Source organism: Bradyrhizobium sp. Arg816 (genome assembly GCF_029989365.1).
Lineage (GTDB): Bacteria > Pseudomonadota > Alphaproteobacteria > Rhizobiales > Xanthobacteraceae > Bradyrhizobium.
The window spans coordinates 1-430 of record NZ_JAPRAQ010000262.1; the positions used below are offsets into that span (position 1 = coordinate 1).

The 430-nt window shown below is 65.6% G+C and carries 1 protein-coding gene; it reads left to right on the forward strand.

Annotated features, from left to right (window positions below; genetic code table 11):
* Positions 1 to 430: phosphoenolpyruvate carboxylase (locus OWC48_RS46805; RefSeq protein ID WP_282526040.1), on the forward strand; the 430-nt coding region annotated here is incomplete at both ends.

The window sequence follows — 430 nt, forward strand, 5'->3', positions numbered from 1 at the left end:
CGTGTGGTTGCAGCTCAGCCAGAGGAGTTGCTTGGCTCCTACGTCATCTCCATGGCGGCGAAAGCCTCCGACGTGCTGGCGGTGAAGCTGCTTTTGAAGGTAGTGGGCGTCAGTTGGCCGATGCGGGTGGTGCCGTTGTTCGAAACGCTGGACGACCTGGATAACGCCGCGCCAGTCATGCAAAGCCTGCTCTCGCTGCCTGCGTACCGCGAGTTGATCGGCGACCAGCACGAAGTGATGATCGGCTACTCCGACTCGGCCAAGGATGCTGGCGCGCTGGCCGCGGGCTGGGCGCAATACCGCGCCCAGGAGGCGCTGGTTAGTATCTGTCAGCAGCAGGGTGTGCGGCTGCGTCTGTTCCATGGACGCGGCGGCACCGTGGGCCGCGGCGGTGCGCCTGCGCATATGGCGATCCTGTCGCAGCCGCCCG